Consider the following 22,571-nt stretch of genomic DNA (forward strand, 5'->3'; position numbering starts at 1 on the left):
TTGGCTGTCAATATTCCTTTGTCTCGACAATTTGTTTTTTTTAGGCGCAAAGGGCCCCCTTGCGCCTAATTTTTAATCAGAGGGAGAAGTTGTTAGATTTGCTTTTATCGTTAAATCAACAAGAGAGGAGAGCAGAGCAGAAACCGCTTGAAGAATTTGCATAGATTCAGAGGAAGTCGCGTTCACGGATTTTTGGTTTGCTTGAGCGCGCTGTTGAGCTGCTGATAACTCTTGTTGGATAAGTTCCCTGTTTGCTGTGATTTGTTGATTAGACGTTTGGAACGCTTGGATTGTAGTGTTATTAGTGTATTCGTCGTTAGAGCCTTGTTTTTTTATCAAGGAAGGAACGTATAACAAGGGAAGGTTAATAAGCTCTTTCGTTTTACGCTGTTGTTCCAGAGTGTTTTCTTGCAAAACTGCCATGATTGCATGACTGTAGTCTGTGGTGGATATAGAAAGCTGAAGCATGACTGCAATGCAAAAATACATAGCAGATTGTTTATTGATTTCGATGGATGCAGGCTCCATTAATGTAGAGTCTGGTATGACAATGTTTTTCTCTGGAAGAGTGGGTATGATTGCACTACTCATTGGGATTCCCTCTTTTAAATGTTTGCGATCAAACTTACGATTTGTGAAAACGTTTGAATGAGCGCCTGACCAACTTGTAGAGACTGTTGGATGATGTTGTTGTTTGTGTTTAAGTTACTGGAAATGACTTGAGAGGCGTTTCCTAGTCCAGATATTTGGTTTTGGATTGCCTGTCTAGAAGCTCCTACAGCTTGGTTAACAGATTGTACGTTTTGCAAATAGGCGGAGTTTTGAGAGTTCACTTGGTTTTTAGGAATAGTAACGTATTGGTATAGAGCTTCCTCGTTATTCAAGAAAGTTTGTGCCGCAGCATTTGCTTGTAGCTGTTCTGCAACCAAAGCCAAGTTGTTTTGTGCTACAAGAACAGATTGATAAATGTAGTACACGGTCACAATGAGAGGGTTAGAATCTTTAGAAAAGCGAGCTATGATTTCATCTGCGGTTGCGGAGTTAGTCGTGCCTGTAACAGGTGGGGTTTCTGGTAATTCTACGACAGCTTTCACTGGTTCTTGGAAAATATTCCACATGGTTCTGCCTCAAAATTAGTCTACGGGGTTAAGACAGGGGTTTGTTTAATTGGTTAACAGTGCTTCCTACGGAGTTCAACGTTTTGATGAAAGAGGAGTTCTGTTGGGCGATCTGTTGCATGATATTGATGTTCGTAGAGGCGTGGGAGAGGATAATTTGTCCGTTTTGTCTAGCTGTTACTAATTGGTCTTGAATGTTAGAGCGTTGTGCAGAATAGTTTTGGTTCTGGTTTTGTACTCGTGTGATTTCATCTTCTTTAGCTCCAGCACCAACAACAGCGTATTTGATACGATTAGTTTCTTGGTTTAATTCTTGTTGGATATTAGTATTGTCGTTGAGTTGTTGAGACTGTGTGAGAACTGTTTGTTGACGTATTTCTACAGCTTCTAAAAGAAGAGAGTAAATGCTGAATAAAAGTTCTGCCATCGGAGGAGTTCTCAGAGGCTCTAAAGGGGGTAAAGAGGAGACATATTTTGTATCTTCTGCCGGAGAGATTGGTAGTGACATATTCTAAAAAATTTTTTTGGTTTTTTATTTTTTATTTTACCAGCAATTTCTCTCTTTAATAAAAATAATAATTTGTTTTAAAAGTATGCCTCTTATTTAACCCTCTTTCTTTTAAGTGCTAATAGCCTTGAGAGGGGGATAGAGGCCTTCCTTTTTTGTTCGACTGAAAAAGTTAGAACTACTGTCCGTAATGGGAGTTTTTGTCCAAAGTAAGGGTTGGCAGGAATTGCCTGAATTGGGAGGTAAATAATAGTAATTAAGTGTCTTAAAACTCTTTGCGGGGATTGCAGAGAGCTTTGGGATGAGAAATATTTTCCGGTAAGGGGGCTGTGTGGCAGAGGTTCAGAGCTGCGAGCAATTGGATTTTTTAGAAGGGGATGATATTAATGCCTATGTGGTATTAACTTGTGGGAAACCCTCGGCAGATGGAAAGATGCAGGTCGAGATGGTTTATGAGGGAGATCGAGAATTAGTTAGCTTTTTGTTAACTAAAGCGTTGGCTTCTTTAGAGCAGCCCTAAACAAAAAAGAGGATTCTAATGGGATTCGGAACTGTAGGGGGAAAGGGGAAAGCTTGGATGTCTTTTTTCCTAAGGCCTCTGCAGAACCTTGAAGTTGGGCTTTTCGCGATACCCATTGTTTTGTTGTTAGGGGAGATCCGCTGTCTATCGCTGATCTCCTCGGTGCCTCTCGCGCTCATTTTGGGTGTTATAGGTATCTTTGTTGCTTTGGTTTCTTTTTTTCGTAGTTGGGGATATGGAATAGCTGTTATAGGGGCAGTGTTTCTTGGCCTAACTTTTTACCACCATTTCCCTATATCCATTTTTTGGGGAGGGATGCTTACTGTCACGTTCGTTCTTTCCCTAGGAGTGCTTTTGCTGAGCATTTTCTTTGTAGAAGGGCTTATTGAGGAGAAAACAATATCCTTAACAAACATGACAGCTTTTCTCGATAAACTTCAAGAATCCTATAATCATGAAGTGCAAGAACGGAAAGACGGAGAGCTTCTTTACCAAGGCCGGGTAGCTGCTTTGGAAAAGGAGCTTTCTGTTTGTAGTGAGCGGCTTCAAGAGGTTTCTAAGAAATATTCGCATGCAAATGAAGATTTGCAGGTTCTTATTGATCAGCGGGATAGTTGGGTGAAAGACTATATGACGTTGCATCAAGAGTACATCCGTGTTGTTGCTGGGGATGAAGAGAACTCGCTTTTTCCTTGGAAAGTTTTTCAAGGATATTCTCAAGAAGAGGTGGAGCATCTAAGGCAGTCTCGAGATGCTGAAAGGGTGGCGCATTTAGAAAAAATGTGTGAGAAGGAGCATAGCGAGAAGTGCTTTGCTGAAGAGCGTTTAGAAAAGGCTTTGTCGGATTTGCTGGAAGCAACTCGTTGTAAAGAAGGCTTAGAGCAAAAGCTTCTTCAAAAAGAGGAAGAGATAGCAGCTTTAAAACAAGAACTTGCTATAGAAAGAGTTCAAGGCTCTTCAGCTGATCATGAAAGGGCTAGTTATAAAGGGATGTATTTGCAGTTAAGAGAGCAGTTCAAAGTTAAAGATGCTTTTCTTAAAAAGGCTAGACGGGAATGCTTTTTGGCTCAAGAACAGCTATTAGTGTTAAAACGAGAAGAAGAGGAAAAAGCCTCAGATCTGTCTACAATGGATAGTTTCGCTATTATTCAAAATCTTTTGTTGCAGATTGAGGCTTTAGAAGAAGAAATTATCTGTCTAGAAGAGTTAGTACTTCATAACCAGAATCCGTGATCAGGACAGCGTGCTCCCACTGCGCGCTAGGTTGATTGTCGCAAGTTCGCGCTTCCCAGTGGTTCGTGGGATCAATGATACCTTCTTTCTTCCCTACGTTGATCATGGGTTCAATAGTGAAGATCATGCCGGGGGCCAAAGGAATTTGACAAGAGTTTCTGTGGTGTGCCACATAGGGGTTTTCGTGAAATTGTATTCCTACGCCATGTCCTACGAATTGGTCAACAACTGAGAACCCGTATTTGGCTGCACAATTTTCAATGACTTCGCCGATCTCATAGAGAGGAAGATTAGGTTCTAGTATAGAGATCGCAGCATTCAGAGCTTCTAAAGAGGCTTCACAGACCTTTTTTTTGATTTCAGGAACTTCCCCAATCATAACCATTCGGCTGCAGTCCCCATAAAATCCATCTACAATGCAGGAAACATCAATGTTCATAATGTCTCCTTGTTTTAAAGGAATGTCATTTGGGATTCCATGACAAATGACTTCATTAAGAGAAGTGCAGATAGTTTTGGGAAAGGGAGGGTGCCCATAGTTCAGGGGAGCTGGAATGGCGTGGTAGCGTTTGTGTAAATCGCGAGATAGTTGATCGAGTTCGTTGGTTGTCACGCCCTCTTTAGCGGCTTCGCATAAAGCGTCAAGAATTTGAGCGGTAACTTGGCAAGCTTTACGAATCTTCTCTATCTGCTCTGGAGTTTTGAGCATAATATCGTAACGAGAAGCATAAAGCTGTCTCAGGTTGTCGCTAGGATTTTCTGGTTTCATAGGGTAGTGGCAGTGTTTCCATTTTTTTTGACTGCCACACCAGCAAGGACTGTTTCTTTTCATAAAAGGAGTCAAAAGGAGTGGTTTCTGATAGTTCTTGTCTTCTCTATAGGAATAGAGAATTGCTCTAAGGCATAACATAATATCCTATATTGAAAGCTATGGAAATAGCTTTTAACGTAAGGTTAATAGCCATTAAAGCTAAGCTAACGCTAAACAAGCGTTCCAAAGCTAGTAACCCCATTTGGCCAAATAATCGGTTGAGGGAACTAGAACAAAGAAGAGTGATTAGGGAGAAGAGCCAGGCGAGTAAAATAGCTCCTAAAACAATTTCTTTAGGGAATGTGCCTTCTTCCATATGTCCTAAGGTAGATGTAATCATAGCGGGGCCTGTAATTACAGGAAATGCTAAAGGGAAGAAGACTGGCTCATCTTTATCTAAAGCTTCCGTTTGGGAAGGAAGAGCTTGCATCATATTAATAGCGAGAACTCCGAGAAGGAGGCCGCCTGTTAACTGAAAGGCTGGTAGTGTGATTTCTAGTAAACGGAAGAATCCTCGACCAAACGTTATAAATACAAATAATAAGATCAGAGCAAAGATGGACTCCCGTAGAATGATGCGCTGCTGTTTTCGGAAAGAGAATTTTTTTAACAGTGCAATGAAAATCGGTAAGGAGCCTAGAGCGTTAAAAAGGGTATAAAAAAGTAAAGTAAGACGAAACAGGGAGTGTAGCATAAAGATACTTGCTTCTATAGGAATGTTTGCTGCAGACCAGATACAAGGAGCTGGGCTCCTACGATAACAACAGCGAGTCCTAAAATGGTTTGTGAGGCAATGATTGCTTGAGACCCTTTCTTACTGGTTAGGTGGAGAACAAGGGTGGTTACGGTCATCATCAGCCAGGAGAGGCATAGCAGTGCACAAATTATAAAAAAGGGGAGGTGTTGCGTGGTTAATGGGGCGCAGGCACATAACCATGAGGGGCCAACCATCAAAGGAAGCGCAATAGGGGCTATCTTAGGCGCACGGGAAAGAGACGAAAGTTTCTCCCAACGGGAGGGTTGAGTATTTCGAAGAATAGCTCGTAGTCCCACGAACATCACACCACATCCTCCAACAACAGTAGTTGCACAAGCCGGCGTCTGCAAGGAGTAGATGAGTCCTGATAGCGCGGGATAAAGAACGAATGATCCGAGAAGAGCAAAAAAACTTTCTCGGATCAGTAGCAGAGCCTTGCTCTTTCTGGATAAATTCTCAAGGATTCTATTCAAAACCTCAACGTTAGTCATAGAATCTGCCGCTAAAAATAAAATACAACTTTGAGACAATAGAAAGAATGACCAGTCCATAAAAGACTCTAGTACGGGGGTTGATTAAGCCTCGAAAGAAAAGATTTTCGGAACCATGCAATCTCAAAGACTTCGGGATTGCCAGGAAGAGTGTAGTTCAAACTAAGATTTAGAGAAATAGAAAAGGACTATAGAAACCTCGTTGTAAGAATGAAAAAATTTTTTGTTTGGAGAGAATCAGGCTGTATGCCTTGAATCCTCCGAGTCATAGGAAACAAACTTTTCGATGTCAAAAGAATCTATAGCAGCCTGAAGATCGGGATAAGTGGAAGATAGTGTTGAGAGAAGATCTTGTAGTAAAGCTAACGGTAAAGGTGCTTGTGTTGTTGCAAGTAAAGGAATGGTCGTCTCCCACTGCGCCTGCTCATAGGATAGTACCTTAGGCGCATCTTTGGTAGCTTCCGCATAGATAGCAAAAGCTTCTTGAGGATGTTCACGACAAAAATTTAAACTGCGAGATAAAGCTTTTTGCATGCTAAGAAGGTTTGTGCGTGTTGTAGCTTGAGATCCTCTTTTCCCGCAAATAAGGAGTTGTGGGCCTGTTGGTGATCCGTAGGTATCGGAAAGGAAGCAACCGGTAGGCTTCCCTTTCAAAGAAATAGTTACCCCTTCAATGTTGTAAAAGGCACCATACAAGAAGTCAATTTGGTGGGTGAGCATAGGAGAAATCATATCCGCGCTCACGTTTTTGATTTCTGATGGTACAACATGATGCTTGCGTAAAGCCTCCAATAGATGAAGGAGGTTTTTAGAATCATTAAGGCAAAAGCCAAGCACGCGGCCGTTGAGATCCTCGAGGTTCTCAATACCGTCTTGTTTTCGATAAATGAGTCCCTGCAAAGAGCTATCGATGAGTCTACCAACAACCTGAATCGGAGCTCCTCTGATAGCGGCTTTTAGAATTCCCAAGCTGTGGTAGAGCGTGTAATCCACTTTTTCAAGAAGGAGATGGGGGAGAGAAGAGCTGGTATCGGTATTTTTTTTCAGGGTTAAAGAGATCCCTTCATCTAAGAAAAATCCTTTTTTTTGGCCCACATAAAGGGGAATGTGATTGGGATTAGGGGTCCAGTCTAGGAGCAGAGTAAAGGATTTTGTGGAGGGGAAAGTAGATTCTTGGGGCTTCTCTTTCAAGCAGAGTGCTCCAGTGGTTCCGATGATCAAAATAGGAAAAATTAAGGCAAATCGCTTCCTTTTTGGTAAAGATTTGGGGGAGCTTTTTGCCATTCTGAAAAAAAAGAATGCGGTGCGCTCAAGAAGAAGAATGCCATAAAACAAGCTTAGGGTGAGCAGGGTAAGTACAGATAGACCTGCTAGAGCCATTGCCATGTCATAATTTCTTCGACTTTCTAAGATCAGAATCCCTAGACCAGACTGAGCCGCAACCCACTCTCCAGCAATTGTGGCGAATCCTGCTGCACTCATAGCAATCTTTAGTCCAGAGAAAATATGGGGGAGTCCATAAGGAACTCTTAGTTTGAGAAGTGTCTGCCAGGTTGTCGCTTGATGAAGGAAAAATTGCTCTAAAAATTCTTCAGGAACATTTTTGATTCCTTGATGAATCGTTAATGCTAAGGGGAAAAAAATACTTAAAGCTGTTGGAATGATAACAGCCTTGGTTCCCCAACCAAACCAAAGAACAACTAAAGGAGCTAGAGTAAACATAGGCAGACATTGCACAAGAATACACAAGGGGTGTAATACCCCCTGGGTGGAGGGAAATAGAAGCAAGACTGCGGAGAGGATGATTGCAAGTAGTAAAGCTAAAAAAAATCCTCCTAAAATGTTCTGAGCTGTATACCAAAAGTGGTGAAGCAGTATCTGGGAGGAGTTGATCCCCGTCGTAAACACCTTAGATGGAGGTGGGCATATAAAGCCGAAATTAGAGTGATTTCGGGCAGAAAATTCCCAAAATCCAATCAAAAAGAGGATTATGAATCCATAGCTAAACAATTTTTTCATGAGGGGGAAAAAAGATTCCGTTAGTGAAGAATCATAGGGGAAGGGAGCATATGCGACAAGAGAATGATAGTTTAGGAATGGTAATGGTTCCTGAAGATAAATTATATGGATCTCAGACAGGAAGATCCAAAAATTTTTTCTCTTATGGGAAAGAATTGATGCCTAAAGAAGTCATTTACGCGTTAGTAAAAATTAAAAAATGTGCTGCTAAGGCAAATGGAGATTTACAGTGTCTAGATGCCAAAAGACGAGATATGATTGTTGCAGCGGCGGATGAAATTCTTTCCGGAAAATTTGATGAACACTTCCCTTTAAAGGTTTGGCAAACAGGAAGTGGAACGCAAAGTAATATGAATGTAAATGAGGTCATCGCTAATTTAGCGATTCAACGTCATGGAGGAAAGGTCGGAAGCAAAAATCCTGTGCATCCCAATGATCACGTGAATAAATCTCAGTCTTCTAACGATGTTTTCCCTACGGCTATGCATATAGCAGCTGTGCAGAGTATAAAAGGTTCCTTAATTCCCGCTTTGGAACATTTGCAAAAAGTTCTTGATGCCAAGGCTTTGGAATTTTCTAGAGATATTAAAATTGGAAGAACGCATTTGATGGATGCTGTTCCGATGACTTTGGGGCAAGAGTTTTCTGGGTATAGTTGTCAGTTACGGAATTGTTTAGAGCGGATAGGTTTTTCCTTAACGCATCTTTATGAGCTTGCCATTGGAGGTACAGCTGTTGGAACGGGATTAAATGTTCCTGAAGGTTTTGTAGAGAAAGTAATTGGTTACTTAAGGCAGGAAACTGGCGAGCCTTTTATTCCAGCTTCGAACTATTTTGCAGCATTATCGAACCATGATGCTTTGGTGCAAGCTCATGGTTCTTTGGCTGTTTTGGCTTGCTCTTTGATCAAAATAGCTACAGATCTGAGTTTTTTAGGCTCTGGGCCTCGTTGCGGGTTAGGAGAAATTTTTTTCCCGGAAAATGAACCTGGGTCCTCCATCATGCCAGGGAAAATTAATCCTACGCAAAGTGAAGCTTTGCAGATGGTGTGTTCTCAAGTGATTGGGAATAATCAATCGATTATTTTTGCTGGAACGAAAGGGAACTTTGAGTTGAATGTCATGAAACCCGTGATCATTTATGACTTTTTGCAATCAGTAGACTTGTTATCGGGAGCAATGAGAGCTTTTGCGGATTATTTTGTCAGCGGATTAAAGGTAAATAAAGAGCGGTTGCAACAAAATGTAGATAGATCTTTGATGTTAGTGACGGCTTTGACGCCTATTTTGGGATACGATAAATGTTCTAAGATTGCCTTAAAAGCTTTTCATGAAAATTTAAGCCTTAAAGAAGCTTGTGTAGCGTTAGGTTTTTTATCCGAAGAAGAGTTTGATGCGCATGTAATTCCGGGATTGATGTTAGGGGGGAAGGGAACAGAATAGAGTTTTGAGATACAGGTATAATAAAAAACCCGCCCACCTCTAGCTATAAGAGGCGGACGGGGGAGGCTCAGAATACTCTTTCTGCAAACAAAAATTACTTAGAGGATTTACTCTCTAACTTAATAAGGGCTTTTGCAAATAACAGCGCGCCCTTAATGTTTGAGAATATGTGATCCACTCCAATCAATTCATCGACATGATATCTTCTCAAGTCGTTGAGAGGAGTTTTTTTCACTCCCGCCAATAGCAGTAAAGTTCCTTGTCTATCACACTCTAAGAAAAACTCTTCTAAAGCATGCATTGCTGACGCATCAATCGTAGGAACTCTTGTCATGCAGAGAATGAATATTTTGGGCGGTTTTTCGATTTCATTCAATAAGTTTTTCAAACGATCTGCAATTCCGAAGAAAAAAGGACCATTGATTTCATAAATTTCTGTGAAAGGAGGTACTTCATTTTTGCTAAACAGCAGGTCGTTATGAGGTTGTTCTGATTCATCGAAATACTTTGCTGTAGAGATGACATCGGAAAGGTCGCTCATTTGCTTCATGAACAGAAAGGCTGCAAGCATCATCCCTACTTGTACAGCAGAGGTGATTGTAGTCATGACTGTGAGAATGAAGACTGTTAGTAAGACTAAAATATCTTTTTTGGGAGCTGTGAACAGATGGATAAAGTGGTGAATTTCACTCATATTCCAGGCAATTAAAATCAGAACAGCAGCTAGACAGGTTAGAGGGATTTTAATCGTCAAAGGAGCTAAAAGCAGTAGGATGAAAGAAAGGCAGATTGCGTGGATCATCCCAGCAATGGGAGTACTAGCTCCACTTTTAATGCTTGCTGTGGTTCTGGAAAGGGAGCCAGTAACAGGCATGCCTGCAAACAAGGAGGTTCCGATATTAGCAATTCCCTGACCAATTAACTGACAATTAGATTGATGTCTCCACCCTGTCATCCCGTCTGCAACTACAGCAGCTAATAGAGTTTCTATTCCAGAAAGCACAGCAATAGTTAAGGCGTCTGGCATCAATTGTAGCATTTTTGTGATGCTTAGATGGGGGAATTTAGGACCAGGTAGCGAACTGGGAAGAGTTCCATAACGGCTTCCTATAGTGGGGATATCTATTTTAAGGATCCATACTAAGGTGGATGCGATGATAATGGAAATCATAACTCCGGGATAACGCGGCTTGTAGTTTCGAAAGTAGATCATCAAAAGTAGAGTAAATAAGCCGACAGCAAAGGTTTTGCTATCCCAGGTCCACAGATAATCCCAATAGGCCACCCATTTCCCAATAAAATCTAAAGGAACGCCATCCCCCATTTGCAGGCCTAGAAAATCCCGAATTTGGGAAGAGAAAATGATCACTGCGATACCAGTTGTCAATCCAGTAACCACGGGATAAGGCATGTATTTAATAAAGGTTCCTAATCCTGCAAGACCAAAGATAATAAGAAAAACCCCCGCCATTAAGGTGATAGTAAATAGCCCGTCCTCTCCATACTTAACGCCAATGCAGTAAAGGATAGAAATGAAGGCGCTAGTAGGTCCGGATACCAATACACGACTGCCTCCTAGTGCAGAGGAGAGGAAGCCTCCAACAATGGAGGCTAATAACCCCTGCAAGGGAGAGACGCCAATACCTATTGCAATGGCAATTGCTAAGGGGAAGGCGAGAATTCCTGCAGTCAGACCTGCAATAAAATCTTTTTTCAACGTATTGAAAGAATACCCTTGTTTTAAGCAGGTAACTAATTTAGGGATAAGATGTTTGAAGGATAGAGAAACTTTCACCAAGGCCTCTTCTGTGTTCGAAAAAGACGGTTCTTTTCTTATAGTAGAAAGGAAATTTATCCAACGAGGAGGGAGAAAATCCTATAGTAAGATGCCCTTTCTGTTTTTTTTGTACCACGAATAGGAACTAAAACGTAATTTTTGTGACATTGTTTTCAGTATTTTGCATAAACCAATTCGTGATGAGTTTGTCTAGCTCCCGAAAGAAATAAACGTGCGCTGTTTTAGTCTGTATAGAAAGGGGGGAAGACTTTCAAAAGCCTTCAAACCCTTAAGTCTTACAGCGAAAACAGAGGCGAGAACACTTTTGATGAAAAAGACTTTCTATGCAATAGTTTTGCGGACGAATAGGGCTTGAAGCTCTGAGTTCATCGGGTTAAAAAAAACATGTTACACTTAAAGAAGAGAGCGCGAGCTTGTTTTAATCCGTTAGTCGTCGTCAGTAGAGATAGTTTCTTTTTTATTGGGATAGAAGGGTTTTCCCTGTAGTGCTGAAAACTACTTTTATGTAACATGGTCTAGGTCTTTGTAAGCTTGTCTTTTGGATGGGTCTTCTCTGGAAGGTTATCTTGTGCTAAGAACTTGGAGACGAGCCCAAGATCTGTGTATGGGGTTAGATTTTAACTGTACGTACATCAGCGTGTATACGCAAAGTCTTGTGGTTTCTCGTAATTGTTTTTGCCCAGGCTTCTGAGGGCTCTTGGTTTTTTGGGAATAAAGCCCTCGGAGCAATGTGCTTGTCGAGGTCTTTATGTTGAAGTTTCAGTTGTGTGCGTTATTCCTGTTTGGGTATCTCGCGATTGTTTTCGAACACATCGTTCGGGTAAATAAATCTGCTGTGTCTCTCGCTATGGGAGGGCTAATGTGGTTGGTGTGTTTCTCTCATATGCCCCATATCAACCATGTTATGATGGTCGAAGAAATTGCTGATATGGCGCAAGTCATCTTCTTTTTATTTGCAGCGATGGCAATTGTAGAGCTTATCGATGCTCATAAAGGGTTCTCCATTGTTGTGCGGTGTTGTAATGTGGAATCTAGAAGTGTTTTACTTTGGGTGCTGCTTACTCTTTCCTTTTTCTTATCAGCAGCATTAGATAACCTCACATCTATTATCATCATCGTTTCTATTTTGAAACGTCTTGTTAAATCTCGAGAAGATCGCTTGTTACTTGGAGCGCTGTGTGTGATTGGGGTGAATGCCGGAGGGGCTTGGACACCTTTAGGAGATGTCACAACGACTATGCTTTGGATTAATGATAAAATTTCAACGGCAGGGATTATCACTTCGCTATTTCTTCCTAGTGTAGTTTGTGTAGTGATTGCAGGAGTCTGCGGGCAATTGCTGTTGAAAAAACGCCGATGTTCAGGATTAGCAGAAGATCTTGATAAAGAGCCAGCCCTCCCTAAGAGTAACCTGATAGCTTGTGTTGGGTTTGGTTCTTTACTTATGGTGCCTATGTGGAAAGCCGTATGGGGGGTCCCGCCTTTTATGGGAGCTTTGCTGGGGCTGGGTCTAGTTTGGCTTGTTAGTGACTGGATTCATTCTCCTCATGGTGAGGGACGGAATCATTTGCGTATGCCCCATATTTTAACTCGTATTGATATTGCCTCCGTTACATTTTTCATTGGAATTTTATTAGCTGTTAGTGCGCTGACTTATTCACATGTGCTGCATGATTTATCCGTGAGTATGGATGCGATATTTTCTCGCAATACTCTTGCTATTTTGCTTGGCTTGGTTTCAAGTGTGTTGGATAACGTACCTCTTGTGGCCGCTACAATCGGGATGTACGATCTTCCGATGAATGATCCTCTTTGGAAACTCATCGCTTACGCCGCAGGAACAGGAGGAAGTATTCTCATTATCGGATCTGCAGCAGGTGTTGCCTATATGGGGATGGAAAAGGTCAGCTTTGGTTGGTATGTAAAACATGCTTCTTGGATTGCCTTAGCTAGTTATTTTGGGGGGTTAGCCGTGTATTTTCTCATGGAGAATTGTATAAGTTTATTCGCATGACTTCTTTTCAAAGGTGTATATAAATTTTTTTAAAAAACCTTTAAATAAAGAAGCTCTCCACCTATCATAGGACCCTTTTTGAATGGAAAAATGGGTTTTTGGAGAATATCAATTATGAAAATGAATAGGATTTTGCTACTACTGCTGACCTTTTCTTCTGCCATACATTCGCCCATACAAGGGGAAAGTTTGGTGTGTAAGAATGCTTTACGAGATTTGAGCTTTTTAGAGCATCTATTGCAAGTTAAATATGCACCTAAAACTTGGAAAGAACAGTATTTAGGTTGGGATCTGGCTCAGAGTTCCATTTTTGCAGAGCAGAAGCTGAAGTCAGTAGAGAATCCTTCAACAAGCTTTTGTCAGCAAGTTATTGCAGATTTTATTGGTGCATTGAGCGATTTTCATGCGGGAGTTACTTTTTTTGCAGTAGAAAATGCGTATCTTCCTTATTCGGTACAAAAAAGTAGCGACGGGCGCTTCTATTTTGTAGATGTTATGACTTTTTCTACCGATATCCGAGTCGGAGACGAGTTGCTTGAAGTGGATGGGAAGCCTGTTGAGGAAGTTCTCGCTACTTTGTATGGGGCCAATCATAAAGGGACTAGTGCTGAAGAATCTGCGGCTTTAAGAACCTTGTTTTCTCGGATGGCTTCTTTAGGACATAAAGTTCCTTCCGGACGTGTTACCCTAAAAATTCGCCGTCCTTCCGGGTCTGTAAAAGAAGTCCGAGCGAAATGGCGCTACACTCCAGAAGGCGTGGGGGATTTAGCTACAATCGCTCCCTCTATCAAGACTCCTCAGCTACAAAGATCGGTTAGAGGGTTATTCCCTAAAAAAGAGGATCAGTCTCATCGGTCGAGTACTTTGTTTTATTCTCCAATGGTTCCGCATTTCTGGGCAGAGTTGCGTAACCATTACGCAACGAGCGGCTTAAAAAGCGGGTACAATATTGGGGATTCCGATGGATTTCTTCCGGTCATGGGGCCTGTTATCTGGGAGTCGGAGGGCCTCTTCCACGCTTATATTTTCCCTGTGGTTGATGAAAATGGGAGGAGCCATAACGTAGGATTTCTCCGAATTCCTACATATGGCTGGCAAGAAATGGACGATTTCAATCCTGAAGGACCGCTTCCCTGGGAAGAGTTTGCTAAGATCATTTCGTTATTTTCTGCAAAAACAGAGGCTTTAATCATTGACCAAACGAATAATCCTGGGGGCAGCGTCCTGTATTTATACGGATTGCTTTCTATGTTGACAGATCGACCTTTGGATCTTCCTAAACATAGAATGATTCTGACTCAGGATGAAGTGGTTGATGCATTAGATTGGTTGAAGTTGTTAGAAAATGTGGATACAAACGTAGAGGCTCGTCTTGTTTTGGGAGACGATATGGAAGGGTATACGATTGATCTGCAGGCTGCCGAGTATTTGAAAAGCTTCGCTAATCAGGTGTTGACTTGCTGGAAAAATGGAGATATCGAATTATCCACGCCAATTCCTCTCTTTGGCTTTGAGAAAATTCATCCCCATCCGAGCGTCCAGTATACGAAACCTATTTGTGTTTTAATTAATGAGCAAGATTTTTCTTGTGCCGATTTCTTCCCTGCTGTTTTGAAAGATAATGACAGAGCTCTTATTGTTGGAACGCGAACGGCTGGGGCTGGAGGATTTGTTTTCAATGTACAGTTCCCTAACAGAACAGGAATTAAAAGTTGTTCTTTGACAGGGTCTTTAGCGGTTAGAGAACAAGGTGCCTTGATTGAAAATCTTGGGGTTGAACCTCATATTGAGATACCCTTTACATCTAATGATATTCGTTATCGAGGTTATTCTGAGTATCTTGAAAAAGTAAAAAAATTAGTTTGTCAGCTAATCAATAACGATAGTGTAATCATGCTTTCCGAGGACGGAAGTTTTTAACGATTGTCTTCATCCATGATTAAGGTAAGGGTTTTTCGATTTTTAGTATCGAAAAGCCCTTATTGTGTTTAAATATTTTGGCGGCGGGAGGAGATGATGCATGCGTAAGGTTATCGTGTGTTCGCCTAGGGGGTTTTGTGCGGGAGTGATTCGCGCGATACAAACCGTAGAAAAGGCTTTAGAGAAGTGGGGGGGGCCTATTTATGTTAAGCATGAGATTGTGCATAATCGTCATGTTGTAGATAAATTACGGGCTAAGGGAGCGATCTTTGTTGAAGATTTGCAAGAAATTCCTAGGAATAGTCGAGTAATTTATTCAGCACATGGGGTTCCCCCTTCTATAAGACAAGAAGTTAAAGAGCGAGGGCTGATTGCTATTGATGCCACATGCGGGCTTGTGACAAGAATTCATTCCGCAGTCAAGATGTATGCTAAGAAGGGATACCATATTATTCTTATAGGGAAAAGAAAACATGTTGAGGTGATCGGGATATGTGGAGAAGCCCCCGATAACATTACCGTTGTGGAAAATCTTGCTGAAGTAGAATCCTTGCTTTTTAGTGTGCAGGATCCTCTGTTCTATGTGATGCAGACGACGTTAAGCATGGATGATGCCGCGGATATCGTCGCTGCTTTAAAAACTCGTTATCCTCAAATCATTACTCTCCCAAGCTCTTCTATCTGTTATGCTACGCAGAACCGTCAGGGGGCATTACGCAACATTCTTCCGAAGGTAGAGTTTGTATATGTAATAGGAGATCCTCAAAGCTCTAATTCCAACCGCTTGAGAGAAGTGGCTGCGAGGCGAGGTGTTGTAGCTAGACTTATCAATAGTCCTGAGGAAATTTCCGAGGAAATTTTGCACTATTCTGGAAATATTGGCGTAACTGCCGGGGCTTCGACTCCTGAAGATGTTGTTCAGGCCTGTCTAACAAAACTGCAGGAATGGATTCCTAATTTGGAAATTGAAACGGATCTTTTCGTAGAAGAAGATATGGTGTTTCAGCTGCCTAAAGAACTACAATAAAGAAAATCCGATGAGAAATTCTCATCGGATGAATGCCATTATTGATACAGGCTACGGACGGCATCGTGCTGTGTTTGTAAGATTTGTAGTAGAAAGTTGTCCATGTTTCTCCAGTGATCTTTAAGCTCTTCTATCGATCGGAGCATTTCATCGTGCTCTAGGCGAAATAGCTCTTTGTAGCTTTCTGCTATCGTTCGGACAGCATTGGCACGAAGATCATAGACTGTTGAAGAAACTTTTGCTAACTCGGATAGAGAGGTGCAGATTTTTCCCATTCCTTCAAAAAACGTTTTTGAGGAGGCTCGCTGCCATCCTCCTGTTGCCTTGCGAATGACATTCAGTAGGCCTTCTCCTCCAACCTCCCCGATCAAGGGTGAAACAGCTCCGAAAATACCTAAGGTAGCCGTAGCGATACCGAGCCATTTCGTAATTTGAGCTTGTCTAGCAAAGGAGTTGGCAATATTCTTGGCTTCTCGCATGAAATGCTCTCGAGTGGTGCGGCGCTCTAAAAGATCTTGTTCGCGACTATTGAGCATGAGTTTCATAATCTCTGCGCAGATACGTAAAATATCCAAATGGTTAAGGCGTATGCGAAGCAATTGACTGAGTTGGGCTTCAGAAAGAGCAAACTCACGCACTTCTTGGGGTAGATATTCAGGATGGGGGGTGTGATGGCGTTGTTTTTTAGTAGGAACGTCTAGAGTTACCGCGAAAGGTTCCTTTTCTTCATGTTGATCCGGGTGGTCGTGATCACGGTTGCGTTCGCGATCGCCTTCTTGAGGCTGATCGTCTTGATCTTGCGATCGCCCTTCCTTAATCGAAGCTTCTGTTTGAGCCTTTGTTTCAAATAGAGCCATGGGGCTCATAAGTGTTCGGAATGGCAAGCTGTCTTTTCGAGATGAAGGAGAAGCATCGGAAGATTGAGAAGATGATGTTGTAAGCGCTTTTTCTGAGAGATGGCTCTCCTTTTTGTTGAAGACGGTAATGAAAAGTCGAGTGGGGGGAGGAGAGCTCAGAGAAGAGGATGCGTGAGGTTGTGTGAAATTGGGACCAGGGAGCAAAGCTGTAAGAGTTGTGGTATTCTTCGAAGTGTTTTGCAGAGAAGTTGTGCATACATGTTTCAAAGAAAGAGGTTTTGAAGAAGCTTGAGAAAAGATTTTTTCGGGTAGTGGGACGAGGTCCTGAGAATTCTGAGGTGTTGATTGGGGTGAAGAGGGGGCTTCCTTTGTTATAGAGCTTGCTGTTGAGGAAGACAAAAAACCTCGTTGGGGCGTTGAGGCATGCTTGGTGAATAGAGATTCGCTCGGTGAAGAGTAACTTTTCATTGTGGTACAAAGAGCATTCTCTACATTTGTAATAATCGATAAGCAAAGATCAGAGCAAGCGCGCAATAATGCTTCCTGTTGGGTGTCTAAAGTCTGTATATCGCAGGAAATGGCTGAGGTCGTTTCACAAGCGGTCTCTTGCTGCTCTCCAGGTACTGGGGAGAGGGGTGAAAGCTGGGTTTCTTGAGTTACAGATATCGTCATAGGTTCGAATCGTTATCGTAAAGCTTCTACAAATGTTTGGTCGATTTCTCTTTGTAATTGTAGAGTTTCTGAGAGTTGTTCAAAAGAGGTTTGCAAGGAATCGAGGAGTTGTTCTGCTCGTAATAAATATTCATCTCGCTCCCAATTGATACATTCGATATGGGAGTCAATTTGGGTGCAGCGTGCACGCAGTTTTTGACTGCTTGCCTGTAAGGAAAGGGCGATGCCCTGTGTGAGTCCCAGCATTCCCGATAATGCAGGAGAGATGGATTTTACCACCCCTTCTAAAAGAGGGCTCATTCCAAGTTTAGCAACGTAAAGAGAGGAGAGGGAGAGCATGCAGCTAAAAAGAGTTAAGGCTAGTTTCACATAACCAAGGTAACGCATCTTTTTTTCCAGATCATTGCCGGGAAGATGTTTAGCGATAGCTCGCCATCCGTCAAAAGCTTCTAAAAGGGAGATGACGATCATGATGAGGGCTGCAAAGAGCGCGCACCAAGAAAGGATACCACCTCCCATAGCTATGATGGTTACTGCTACTCCCATCTCCATCCAGGGAACAATAGTGGCTACGATGCTAGCTAAAGAATCCCAGAATCTCGTGGTTTTTGCTTTAGCAACTAGTTTCTGCACTTGTTCAATACGTTGTTGGTGCAGCATCGTTAGCTCGTTTTGAGTGGTTTCTAAATTTTCTTTGTAAGAGGAATATGCAGAAAAATCCGAGAGGATGCCTTGCTTAGTCAGAAGATAGCTCAAAGAGAAAATGCCTATAGTAGGGGGAGTAATGAGGGGAACTACCGCTGTTGCTCGCGCTTTTCTTTTTTGTATGGTCAGGGCTTTTTGCTGTGGATGAGGATTTTCTTTTGAAGAATGATCAGAAGAGTCCTGGTGTTCGCTAAATGTTTTCGAAAGAGGGGGTGGCGTGCGAAGCGGGGATTCTTGCTGCTTTTGTGCCTCAACAAACGCTTTCTTTTCTGAAATGAAGCTATCTTTTAGAGCTTTTGTTTCAGAAGACGGTGATGAAGCTTCTTCTCTGGAAGCTGGGCAGAACTCTTTGGAAAGGGGGAGCTCCGGGTGCTTCTGGGGATGAGGAGTTTGAAGGGGTGTTTCTGGGGGAGTAAATTGTTGCGAGACCCTCATCTCGACTTGCTTTGGATGAGCGAAAGTCTGTGCCTGAGGGTGTGTTTTCGCGGGCAGCTCGCGAAGAGAAGATTTAGCATGCCCTTGGGAAAAAAGACTCCAAGGAGAAGAGGTTGTAGTACGTATGGTTGAGGAAAACTGGGAAAGGGGAGAACTTCCAAAGAGCATTACGCGTTCTTTAGGGGTGGCTAGTTGTAACTTAGCACGAAAAACAGGAGAACGTTGGGATTGAGAGGGATTTTTAGCAAACAAACTTCGTACACAGGAAGGCATAGTTTCCGAAGATAAGGAGCACGAAAAAGGAAATTTTTCTGCAGGGGAAACTGGAGTGGGATCTGGTAAATCTGGTTTTTGAGAAAGAGAAATGTCTATTGATTGAGCAAGCCAGGACGACATAATGACTAGAGTCTTTTGTGGTTAAGAATACGATTTGATGGCTAAAATTTCTTCTTTTAACGCGTTATAAGAAGAACTCAATTTGGCTTTTTGCCAGGCAAGATCCAAAGCCTTTTCCGCTTCTTCAGGATTGTTGAGAAGAGTGTAGCAGACATAGGCATAGTAGTGGGGATATGGGTCTTTTTCCCTTAGCAAAGCCGCTACGCCATAAGCATGGAGGGCTTGCGGATATTTTTGACGCATGTGGAGGGATGCTCCCAAAGAAAACCAAAACTTAGAAACGAAAGGATTGAAAAAAACTAACCAGTAGAAGGCTGTAGAGCTCTCTTCGTACTCGCCTTGCAAATAGGCTTGGTATCCTTCCTTATAAACTCGTTCTAGATCTTCCGCAGACAGCTTAAAAACCTTTTGGTATGTATCTAAAGGGATGTCCTTGTTGGGGATATACTTGTCGAAATACGCTTCCATATCATCTGGAAGAGGATACATGTGCGGATGAGTCTTAGAAATTTTATCAAGTATATAAGCTAAATAACGCATTAGGGACGCATATTGTAAATAAAGGTGTCCATTAGTTCTTTCAATAGTTTCAAGACGTTAGATCTTGCTTGGTGGCACTGAGAAACCTCCTGGAGAAGCCGTTGCATGTCTGTTCGTTCTAGCTGGGTGATTTTCTCCATGTTTTCTTTGCGCATTTGGATATTTTCTTTCAGGAGCTTTTTCTCATCTTCAGACCAAGTATAAGAGTCTCCAATCGATACACCGAGTTTTTTAGCTCGATCAACAAGAGCTTGCATTTCCTCGTTTTGATTCCAATCAATGGCTCCTTTCTCATTGTTAATTTTAGACAACAGTAGTGTCAGTGTATCCACGTTGTCTGTTCGTTCTTTGACGCGCAGATATAACTCATGAGCTTCGGCTTCTGCCTGTCCTAAAATTCTAGCCATGAGTTTCATGAAGCGTAAAAAAACATTTTCGATCGGAGGTGTCTTGGGAGTCTCCTCTGTGGTCGTGGGGGAAGCAAATAAGGACATTGGAGAAGGAGGCTTTTTCTGAAAGGAGCTTTGACAGAACTCTGGATTTGCTTTGCAAGAAGAACGAGAAGCAGAGTTATATGCAAAATGAGACACAGAGAAGATGTTTGTATCGGTCTCGTTTACGTGATCTGAGGATAGACTCGACTTGGATTTTTTTTGGGTCCACACTTTTACATCATCTGTTTGATCCTCTTCTTGATGAGAGTCCTTATGATTGTGTTCTTGGTTTGAGTTTCTTTCTTGACGTCCTTCCTGTTTTCCTTTTTCTGCTGAGTATGTTTTGGTTATTGGAGCAGAACGTTCCCACTCCTGTTGAGGATGTTGTGTCGCTTTTGTCGAAAGAGCGGACTGGTAAGAGCGAGAGTTCTCGTTAGAAGCTTTTTGAGAGGGAGAGGGATTAGCTCGTGTGTGTGGAACGATAGATGATGGAACCGCTTTGATCACTCCGCGCACGGGATTGGAAAGTAGAGAGGGTTGTCCTTGCATAGCAAAGGGTCGAGCTAATGGTTGAGGAGAGCTCTTCCCTTGATGGGAGAGAGTGGAGGATGCCGGTTTCGCTTGCATAGAGAATAGGGAGAATGTCCCTTTCGGGGCAGGCTGAGTGGGAGCTGTCGTTCCTTTTTGTAAAAGGTGAGAAGGATTGGAAGAAGAAGTATCTTCTAAAGCTTGCATCAGCTCAGAAATTTGAATTTCTAACTCTACTGTTTCAGGAGGAAGGAAGATCAGACTGTGTTGAGACACTGGAGAGAGGAGTCCCTCCTGAGCAGTACAAATGCTTGCGATTCCTAATAAGGAGATTAGCGTTTCGTTGCAGCACTCTTCAACGGATGAAGAGAGAACAACCTCTCCCAAGGTTGTTTTCAATACTCCTTTATCTTGGGTAAGGACTTGGGATGTATTCCCTAGGTCTCCCTTTAGAGAAGTGTTGGCTGACACGGAGGAAAGGGGGGTAGGGGTATCCATAATTACAGAAGTTGATGTATCACAAGCCTTTCGGAAAGGAGGGACCTTAGCTAAAAAGTATTTTTCATGCAAGTTTGATTATAGAGAAGAGGGAGGGCGTTACTTTCTGAGATTCAATAAATTAATTTGCGATTTAGATGGTCGGCAATGAGACGGTCGAGAAGAAAAAGCGGTAATCTTGATACAATAGAGGGGGAAGTGTTTGTTTTTTTTTATCTGATTAAAAGGTTGGCATTGGAAAAGATGTGAAAACTTTCCCAATGTACGAGGAAAAGCGCTCGGAAGTAATTAACCTATTGCTAAAATAAGCCGTAGGCGATACCATGGTCTCCTCTTTCGGTGTCTATGCCCAGGTGGTGAAATTGGTAGACACGCTGGATTTAGGATCCAGTGCTTCGCGGCATGTAGGTTCAAGTCCTATCCTGGGCAACTCTTTCTTCCTCATTCTTTTTCAGATAGTTGTGTTTTATCGAGAATCCGTATCTGCGGAAAAAATGGGGGAATTTCCATGAAGCGGCTGTCGATGCTTGCAGGAATGATTTCGTTAAGTTCTACTGTTTTTGGAGAAGTGTATAGCGAGTCTTTGGTTGGACCGTCAGAAAGCACTTTTATTGCAGGCGTAGAATTTGAAGAGCGGGAGGGCGAAAGCATCCCTTACAGTTTTCACTACCCTTATCAATATGATTATTATTATCCCGAAACAGGAGTGGATGAGGAAGATGTAGAGAGCTCGGCAGGGGATGCGGAATGCCCTTGTAAGAAAAAAGTTCCTGATAAGAAGAAAAAAAAGGAGTCCCGTCGAAGACGTCCATCTTAGGAATTCCTGGGATGATAGGCGTGGAATTTCTCAATCAAGCTCTCCGAAGCGACATGCGTATAGATCTCTGTGGAAGAAATACGAGAGTGCCCAAGCATTTCTTGAATAATGCGGAGATCCGCTTGATTATTGAGTAGATGTGTAGCAAACGCATGTCGCAAGGAATGCGGGGAGATGTGTTTTGTTGTAACGGATTTTGCATAAAAGGTAATCCGTTTCCACACGCAGGAACGCTCTAATTTTTTCCCTCTGATAGACAAAAATAGGTGTTCTTCAGAGGGATATTTTTTTTGTAAGATTTCTCTAAAAGAGGCTAAATAGGAATCAATCGCTTGCCTTGCTTTCATGCTGATAGGAACAAGGCGCGTTTTTCTTCCCTTTCCTGTCACTCGAATAAAGTCATCACTAATATCCCCAATACAAAGATCACAAAGCTCGGATACGCGAATGCCTGTGGCATAGAACGTATACAAGATGGCGGTATCTCTACTGGCTATGTGGGCATTTAAATGGGGAAGGCTAAGAGGTCGATTCAGTAACGAGTTGACTTCTTCTGTAGAAAGAATAGAAGGAAGTTTTTTCCAAATTTTAGGATGCTCTATAAAAGGCTGTTGCTGGATCAACTTAGCATCTTTTAGGAAATGGAAGAACACTTTGAGTGCTATCAGCCGACGGGCTAAAGTGGTTTCAGATTCTTTTGCTTGGTGACATCTTTCTACAAAAAGAAAGACACTCTCTTGGTTAATCGTGTCTAGAGTAGTAATGGGTACGCGTTGCAAAAAAAGAAGGATATCTTGGCAATAGGCTTGCACAGAAAGAGGAGCGATCCCTCGGTCGACAGCAAGAAAGATCGTAAATTGATTGATTAGCTGTTGGTGAAGAGGGGAGGGCATAGATATCCTTTTAGACAACAAACGATAAAGATTCGAAGTCTTTTTATAGAGATAAACTTTTTTAGAATAGAATAAATCGTTCTTACGCTGTTTTAGAATAAGAGTTCTTTTAATTCTGAGCTTGGGGGGTGCTGTATT

At 42.2% G+C, this 22,571-nt stretch carries 20 protein-coding genes and 1 tRNA gene; 8 read left to right on the forward strand and 13 right to left on the reverse strand.

Going from position 1 to position 22,571, the window contains the following annotated elements:
* Positions 1-72: 72 nt before the first annotated feature.
* From B6E89_RS04660 to B6E89_RS04670, 3 genes are read right to left on the reverse strand one after another with little or no spacing between them, the layout of a single operon-like run.
* Positions 73-591, reverse strand: a complete 519-nt coding sequence (locus B6E89_RS04660) for a CT847 family type III secretion system effector protein (protein WP_080133226.1) — start codon at positions 589-591, stop codon at positions 73-75.
* Between the two features lie 14 nt (positions 592-605).
* The gene (locus tag B6E89_RS04665) at positions 606-1,118 is read right to left on the reverse strand and encodes a DUF720 domain-containing protein (RefSeq protein WP_035407844.1); all 513 of its coding nucleotides are present in this window, start codon (positions 1,116-1,118) and stop codon (positions 606-608) included.
* A 28-nt stretch (positions 1,119-1,146) separates the two neighbouring features.
* A complete protein-coding gene (locus B6E89_RS04670; RefSeq protein ID WP_035407847.1) occupies positions 1,147-1,626 on the reverse strand; it encodes a DUF720 domain-containing protein in 480 nt (159 codons plus the stop codon).
* A 331-nt stretch (positions 1,627-1,957) separates the two neighbouring features.
* Between B6E89_RS04670 and B6E89_RS04675 the strand changes: the two genes are divergently transcribed.
* Both B6E89_RS04675 and B6E89_RS04680 read left to right on the forward strand, forming a co-directional pair.
* Positions 1,958-2,146, forward strand: coding sequence for a hypothetical protein (locus B6E89_RS04675; RefSeq protein WP_035407849.1), 189 nt, complete (start codon positions 1,958-1,960; stop codon positions 2,144-2,146).
* Between the two features lie 18 nt (positions 2,147-2,164).
* Complete coding sequence (locus B6E89_RS04680) at positions 2,165-3,379, forward strand: hypothetical protein (protein ID WP_080133227.1); 1,215 nt, start codon at positions 2,165-2,167, stop codon at positions 3,377-3,379.
* Here B6E89_RS04680 and B6E89_RS04685 read toward each other — a convergent pair.
* The 4 genes from B6E89_RS04685 to B6E89_RS04700 form a co-directional block, all read right to left on the reverse strand.
* A complete protein-coding gene (locus tag B6E89_RS04685; protein ID WP_080123335.1) occupies positions 3,336-4,211 on the reverse strand; it encodes a methionyl aminopeptidase in 876 nt (291 codons plus the stop codon). The genes B6E89_RS04680 and B6E89_RS04685 overlap by 44 nt on opposite strands.
* A 64-nt stretch (positions 4,212-4,275) precedes the next feature.
* Positions 4,276-4,884: a MarC family protein gene (locus B6E89_RS04690; protein ID WP_080133228.1), complete on the reverse strand. Its 609-nt coding sequence runs from the start codon at positions 4,882-4,884 to the stop codon at positions 4,276-4,278.
* Between the two features lie 14 nt (positions 4,885-4,898).
* Positions 4,899-5,498, reverse strand: a complete 600-nt coding sequence (locus tag B6E89_RS04695; RefSeq protein WP_080129212.1) for a MarC family protein — start codon at positions 5,496-5,498, stop codon at positions 4,899-4,901.
* A 177-nt stretch (positions 5,499-5,675) separates the two neighbouring features.
* On the reverse strand, positions 5,676-7,457 hold the full coding sequence (locus tag B6E89_RS04700) for an ABC transporter substrate-binding protein (protein ID WP_080133229.1): 1,782 nt from the start codon (positions 7,455-7,457) through the stop codon (positions 5,676-5,678).
* 50 nt (positions 7,458-7,507) lie between these two features.
* Here B6E89_RS04700 and fumC point away from each other — a divergent pair, with 50 nt between their 5' ends.
* Complete coding sequence (fumC, locus tag B6E89_RS04705) at positions 7,508-8,899, forward strand: class II fumarate hydratase (RefSeq protein WP_080133230.1); 1,392 nt, start codon at positions 7,508-7,510, stop codon at positions 8,897-8,899.
* 94 nt (positions 8,900-8,993) lie between these two features.
* Here the strand turns inward: fumC and B6E89_RS04710 are convergent, their stop codons facing one another.
* On the reverse strand, positions 8,994-10,697 hold the full coding sequence (locus tag B6E89_RS04710) for a solute carrier family 26 protein (protein ID WP_087877971.1): 1,704 nt from the start codon (positions 10,695-10,697) through the stop codon (positions 8,994-8,996).
* Positions 10,698-11,445: 748 nt separating this feature from the next.
* On the opposite strand from B6E89_RS04710, the gene B6E89_RS04715 reads away from it, so the two are divergent.
* From B6E89_RS04715 to ispH, 3 genes are all read left to right on the forward strand, one after another.
* A complete protein-coding gene (locus B6E89_RS04715; RefSeq protein ID WP_035407869.1) occupies positions 11,446-12,711 on the forward strand; it encodes an NhaD family Na+:H+ antiporter in 1,266 nt (421 codons plus the stop codon).
* 114 nt (positions 12,712-12,825) lie between these two features.
* On the forward strand, positions 12,826-14,631 hold the full coding sequence (locus tag B6E89_RS04720) for a protease-like activity factor CPAF (RefSeq protein ID WP_080133231.1): 1,806 nt from the start codon (positions 12,826-12,828) through the stop codon (positions 14,629-14,631).
* Between the two features lie 100 nt (positions 14,632-14,731).
* Positions 14,732-15,658 carry a 4-hydroxy-3-methylbut-2-enyl diphosphate reductase gene (gene ispH / locus B6E89_RS04725; RefSeq protein ID WP_080123311.1) on the forward strand — a complete coding sequence of 309 codons (927 nt, stop codon included), beginning with the start codon at positions 14,732-14,734 and terminating at the stop codon, positions 15,656-15,658.
* A 38-nt stretch (positions 15,659-15,696) separates the two neighbouring features.
* On the opposite strand, the gene B6E89_RS04730 is transcribed toward ispH, so the two are convergent.
* Genes B6E89_RS04730 through B6E89_RS04745 form a run of 4 tightly spaced genes read right to left on the reverse strand, consistent with a single transcriptional unit; the run spans position 15,697 to position 20,723 of the window.
* Positions 15,697-17,187, reverse strand: a complete 1,491-nt coding sequence (locus tag B6E89_RS04730) for a hypothetical protein (RefSeq protein WP_080125865.1) — start codon at positions 17,185-17,187, stop codon at positions 15,697-15,699.
* Between the two features lie 12 nt (positions 17,188-17,199).
* The gene (locus B6E89_RS04735) at positions 17,200-18,723 is read right to left on the reverse strand and encodes an ATP synthase subunit I (RefSeq protein ID WP_080133232.1); all 1,524 of its coding nucleotides are present in this window, start codon (positions 18,721-18,723) and stop codon (positions 17,200-17,202) included.
* A 21-nt stretch (positions 18,724-18,744) separates the two neighbouring features.
* Positions 18,745-19,263 carry a SycD/LcrH family type III secretion system chaperone gene (locus B6E89_RS04740; protein ID WP_080121770.1) on the reverse strand — a complete coding sequence of 173 codons (519 nt, stop codon included), beginning with the start codon at positions 19,261-19,263 and terminating at the stop codon, positions 18,745-18,747.
* Entirely contained in the window at positions 19,263-20,723 is a 1,461-nt protein-coding gene (locus B6E89_RS04745) for a hypothetical protein (protein ID WP_080133274.1), read from the reverse strand. The genes B6E89_RS04740 and B6E89_RS04745 overlap by 1 nt, the downstream gene beginning before the upstream one ends.
* Positions 20,724-21,070: 347 nt before the next feature.
* Here B6E89_RS04745 and B6E89_RS04750 point away from each other — a divergent pair.
* Together B6E89_RS04750 and B6E89_RS04755 are read left to right on the forward strand one after the other, a co-directional pair.
* Positions 21,071-21,152: transfer RNA gene (locus B6E89_RS04750), tRNA-Leu, on the forward strand.
* A gap of 79 nt (positions 21,153-21,231) precedes the next feature.
* Positions 21,232-21,540, forward strand: a complete 309-nt coding sequence (locus B6E89_RS04755) for a hypothetical protein (RefSeq protein WP_080133233.1) — start codon at positions 21,232-21,234, stop codon at positions 21,538-21,540.
* Here B6E89_RS04755 and B6E89_RS04760 read toward each other — a convergent pair.
* Entirely contained in the window at positions 21,537-22,433 is an 897-nt protein-coding gene (locus tag B6E89_RS04760) for a site-specific tyrosine recombinase XerD (RefSeq protein WP_080121821.1), read from the reverse strand. The genes B6E89_RS04755 and B6E89_RS04760 overlap by 4 nt on opposite strands.
* Positions 22,434-22,571: the final 138 nt, after the last annotated feature.

The sequence above is a fragment of the Chlamydia suis genome (genome assembly GCF_900169085.1).
Lineage (GTDB): Bacteria > Chlamydiota > Chlamydiia > Chlamydiales > Chlamydiaceae > Chlamydia > Chlamydia suis.

What these genes read in the sequence shown, in the direction of transcription:
- ispH (WP_080123311.1), top strand. Translation starts at nt 14,732, where the DNA reads ATGCGTAAGGTTATCGTGTGTTCGCCTAGGGGGTTTTGTGCGGGAGTG.
- B6E89_RS04660 (WP_080133226.1), bottom strand. Translation starts at nt 591, where the DNA reads ATGAGTAGTGCAATCATACCCACTCTTCCAGAGAAAAACATTGTCATA.
- B6E89_RS04700 (WP_080133229.1), bottom strand. Translation starts at nt 7,457, where the DNA reads ATGAAAAAATTGTTTAGCTATGGATTCATAATCCTCTTTTTGATTGGA.
- B6E89_RS04680 (WP_080133227.1), top strand. Translation starts at nt 2,165, where the DNA reads ATGGGATTCGGAACTGTAGGGGGAAAGGGGAAAGCTTGGATGTCTTTT.
- B6E89_RS04690 (WP_080133228.1), bottom strand. Translation starts at nt 4,884, where the DNA reads ATGCTACACTCCCTGTTTCGTCTTACTTTACTTTTTTATACCCTTTTT.
- B6E89_RS04735 (WP_080133232.1), bottom strand. Translation starts at nt 18,723, where the DNA reads ATGTCGTCCTGGCTTGCTCAATCAATAGACATTTCTCTTTCTCAAAAA.
- B6E89_RS04720 (WP_080133231.1), top strand. Translation starts at nt 12,826, where the DNA reads ATGAAAATGAATAGGATTTTGCTACTACTGCTGACCTTTTCTTCTGCC.
- B6E89_RS04715 (WP_035407869.1), top strand. Translation starts at nt 11,446, where the DNA reads ATGTTGAAGTTTCAGTTGTGTGCGTTATTCCTGTTTGGGTATCTCGCG.
- B6E89_RS04665 (WP_035407844.1), bottom strand. Translation starts at nt 1,118, where the DNA reads ATGTGGAATATTTTCCAAGAACCAGTGAAAGCTGTCGTAGAATTACCA.
- B6E89_RS04670 (WP_035407847.1), bottom strand. Translation starts at nt 1,626, where the DNA reads ATGTCACTACCAATCTCTCCGGCAGAAGATACAAAATATGTCTCCTCT.
- B6E89_RS04760 (WP_080121821.1), bottom strand. Translation starts at nt 22,433, where the DNA reads ATGCCCTCCCCTCTTCACCAACAGCTAATCAATCAATTTACGATCTTT.
- B6E89_RS04685 (WP_080123335.1), bottom strand. Translation starts at nt 4,211, where the DNA reads ATGAAAAGAAACAGTCCTTGCTGGTGTGGCAGTCAAAAAAAATGGAAA.
- B6E89_RS04740 (WP_080121770.1), bottom strand. Translation starts at nt 19,263, where the DNA reads ATGCGTTATTTAGCTTATATACTTGATAAAATTTCTAAGACTCATCCG.
- B6E89_RS04695 (WP_080129212.1), bottom strand. Translation starts at nt 5,498, where the DNA reads ATGGACTGGTCATTCTTTCTATTGTCTCAAAGTTGTATTTTATTTTTA.
- B6E89_RS04730 (WP_080125865.1), bottom strand. Translation starts at nt 17,187, where the DNA reads ATGACGATATCTGTAACTCAAGAAACCCAGCTTTCACCCCTCTCCCCA.
- B6E89_RS04755 (WP_080133233.1), top strand. Translation starts at nt 21,232, where the DNA reads ATGAAGCGGCTGTCGATGCTTGCAGGAATGATTTCGTTAAGTTCTACT.
- B6E89_RS04745 (WP_080133274.1), bottom strand. Translation starts at nt 20,723, where the DNA reads ATGGATACCCCTACCCCCCTTTCCTCCGTGTCAGCCAACACTTCTCTA.
- fumC (WP_080133230.1), top strand. Translation starts at nt 7,508, where the DNA reads ATGCGACAAGAGAATGATAGTTTAGGAATGGTAATGGTTCCTGAAGAT.